The organism is Thermomonas sp., from assembly GCF_025993755.1.
Lineage (GTDB): Bacteria > Pseudomonadota > Gammaproteobacteria > Xanthomonadales > Xanthomonadaceae > Thermomonas.
Window position 1 is genome coordinate 1 of sequence record NZ_JAMQHN010000165.1, and the last position, 2,850, is coordinate 2,850.

Below are 2,850 nucleotides of genomic sequence, written 5' to 3' on the forward strand. Positions count from 1 at the left end.
CACCTCGCTGTCGATCCTGTTGGGCATGATCGTCGGCGGTCTGGTGTTCCAGCTGGCCGGCGGCCACGGGCCGCAGGTGGCGGCCACGCTGGTGATCCTGCTGGCGATCGCCGGCAACGCCGTGGCGCGGCGCATCCCGAAGGTGGACGCCGGCAATCCCGGGCTGAAGATCGACTGGAATCCGCTGCGGGTGAGCTGGCAGATCTGGCAGCTCACCCGGCAGCGGCTGGCGGTGCGCAACGCGGTGCTCGGCGTGAGCTGGTTCTGGTTCGTCGGCACCATCCTCACCGCCCAGCTTCCGGTCTACGCGCAGGCCAACCTCGGCGGCACCCAGAACCTCTACATCTTCGCGCTGGCGCTGTTCTCGGTCGGCGCCGGGATCGGCTCGATGTCGTGCGAGAAGCTGTCCGGGCGCACGGTGGAAATCGGCCTGGTTCCGTTGGGCGCCCTGGGCATCAGCGCGTTCCTGCTCGACCTGTATTTCGCGCGCCCCGGACAGGCGCTGGCGCAGGGCATGACGATCGAACAATTCGCACAGGCGCCGGGCAGCCTCCGCATCATCCTCGACCTGTGCGGCGTCGGCCTGTTCACCGGCTTCTTCGTGGTGCCCCTGTTTGCGCTGATCCAGAGCCGCACGCCGAAGTCGGAACTGGCGCGCGTCATCGCCGGCATGAACATCCAGAATGCGATGTTCATCGTCCTGGCGGCCCTGCTCGGGCTGTTCGTGCAGCGCGTGCTGCATTGGACGATCCCGCAGCTGTTCCTCGCGCTGGCGATCGCCAACACGCTGGTGACGCTGTGGATCTTCACCATCGTCCCCGAATTCCTGATGCGCTTCCTCAGCTGGCTGCTGGTGCGCACTCTGTACCGGCTGCGCCTGCACGGCATCGAGGATCACGTGCCGGACGAAGGCGCCGCGCTGCTGGTGTGCAACCACGTCAGCTACATGGACGCGCTGGTGCTCTCGGCCTGCATCCCGCGACCGGCGCGCTTCGTGATGTATTACAAGATCTTCAACATTCCGGTGCTGCGCTGGATCTTCAAGACCGCCAAGACCATCCCGATCGCCGGCGCGCGCGAAGACCCCGACGTGATGCAGCGCGCCTTCGACGCGGTGGACGCCGCGCTGGCCGAGGGCGAGCTGGTGTGCATCTTCCCCGAAGGCGCGCTGACGAAGGACGGCGAGATCGCGCCATTCCGGCCCGGCATGGAAAGGATTCTGGAGCGCGCCGCCGTGCGCGGACAGGCTGTCCCGGTGGTGCCGCTGGCGCTGAAGAACATGTGGGGGAGCATGTGGAGCAAGCAGGATTCGCGCCTGCGCCGCGCCCGCCTGCCGCGGCGGCTGCGCGCGAGGATCGAGGTGCTGGCCGGCGAACCCGTCGAAAGCCGTGCGGCGACCGCGGCGCTGCTGGAAGCGAAGGTGCGGGCGTTGCGGGGGGATGCAGCATGAAACGGCCTCGCTTGCCGCCGCTGCATTGCGGGTACAGCCGGCGTCATGGGTGCATAGTCAGAGTAAAGGTGATTGAAATGCACCCACAATAGGGGTACATTGACGCCAGAAATCGAGGAAAAACCCCATGAACGCCTCCATCAAGACCCGCATTGAACCGGATTTGAAGGATCAAGCCGAGGCCACACTCAATGCGCTGGGTCTCGACCTGTCCTCCGGCATCCGCTTGTTCCTGCGGCAAGTGGTGTTGACGCAGGGACTGCCGTTCCCGCTGACGCTACCCTCGCCCAACCGCGCTACGCAGCAGGCCATCGCCGACTCCTATGCGGGGCGCGTGCAGCACGCCGCATCGGTGGACGCCTTGTTCGACGACGCCCTGAAGGGATGAATTCTCGATGATGGCATCGACGGGCAAGCGTTCGATTCACGCCACCAGCCAGTTCCGCAAAGATCTCAAGCGCGCGGCATCGCACCGCAAATGCAACCTTGCCGAACTCAAGGCGGTGATGCAGGCCATCGAAACCCGCACGCCGCTGGAAGCACACCATCTGGATCACGCGCTGGTCGGGCGCTACCCGGATCAGAAGGGCGGCCACACCGACTGCCGCGAATGCCACACCAGCAACGACTGGCTGCTGGTGTACCGCTTGCCTGACGACAACAACGTGCATTTCATCCGCTGCGGCACGCATTCGGATTTGTTCTAGCGCAGGCGTGCTGGATGCTCGTGCGTCCGCCGTCTATTGCCCTTCGGGCCATCTCCCGGCGTTGAGATGGCCGCACCATTTTTTTCGTTCATCGGGTTCGGCCTTTCGGCATGAAACCAATCGTGGGCCAATCGCACAAACACCCCGCATCCGTGCGACCATGCCGCTGGCATCGGGTTGCAGGCACGCAGTACGCAACCTGCGGCGCGAGCGTCGGCCTCATGCCCACCGGATACCCTCATTGGAAACGGAGCCTGTCATGAACAATCCAAGTCCCGCGATCTCCAACAACATGGTCTGGGCGATCCTGACCACCCTGTTCTGCTGCCTGCCCCTGGGCATCGTCTCGATCATCCACGCCGCCAAGGTCGACGGCCTCGTTGCCGCCGGCAATTACGCAGCCGCACAGGAAGCGGCGGCCAAGGCCAAGTCGTGGGCGATGTGGGCCGCCGGCGCGTGGCTGATCCTGGTCGTGCTCTACGTCGTGTTCATCTTGGTGATCGGAGTGTCCTCCGCCGGGCTCAGCGGGCTCAGCGGAATGAACTGAGTGGGAGCACTGCAGGCCAGCACTGCGGCAGGTTTGCGTGATGCCGGCCCGTTCCGGGCCGGCGCGTCGTGGGGGCGCGCGCGCAGCCCCTACGCCCCCCGGGCGGCGGTCACCGCCATGGGCGCTGGCGCCATCTTCGTGCTGAG

General features: G+C 65.8%; 4 protein-coding genes. All 4 read left to right on the forward strand.

Annotation, left to right across the window (positions count from 1 at the left end):
• Positions 1-1,450, forward strand: a 1,450-nt coding sequence (locus Q0X16_RS12095; RefSeq protein ID WP_297834793.1) for a 1-acyl-sn-glycerol-3-phosphate acyltransferase, incomplete at its 5' end; no start/stop codon positions are given.
• A 127-nt stretch (positions 1,451-1,577) separates the two neighbouring features.
• The gene (locus Q0X16_RS12100; protein ID WP_297834795.1) at positions 1,578-1,838 is read left to right on the forward strand and encodes a type II toxin-antitoxin system RelB/DinJ family antitoxin; all 261 of its coding nucleotides are present in this window, start codon (positions 1,578-1,580) and stop codon (positions 1,836-1,838) included.
• Positions 1,839-1,845: 7 nt separating this feature from the next.
• On the forward strand, positions 1,846-2,157 hold the full coding sequence (locus Q0X16_RS12105) for a type II toxin-antitoxin system YafQ family toxin (protein WP_297834797.1): 312 nt from the start codon (positions 1,846-1,848) through the stop codon (positions 2,155-2,157).
• A 259-nt stretch (positions 2,158-2,416) separates the two neighbouring features.
• A complete protein-coding gene (locus Q0X16_RS12110; protein WP_297834799.1) occupies positions 2,417-2,704 on the forward strand; it encodes a CD225/dispanin family protein in 288 nt (95 codons plus the stop codon).
• The last annotated feature ends 146 nt before the right edge of the window (positions 2,705-2,850 follow it).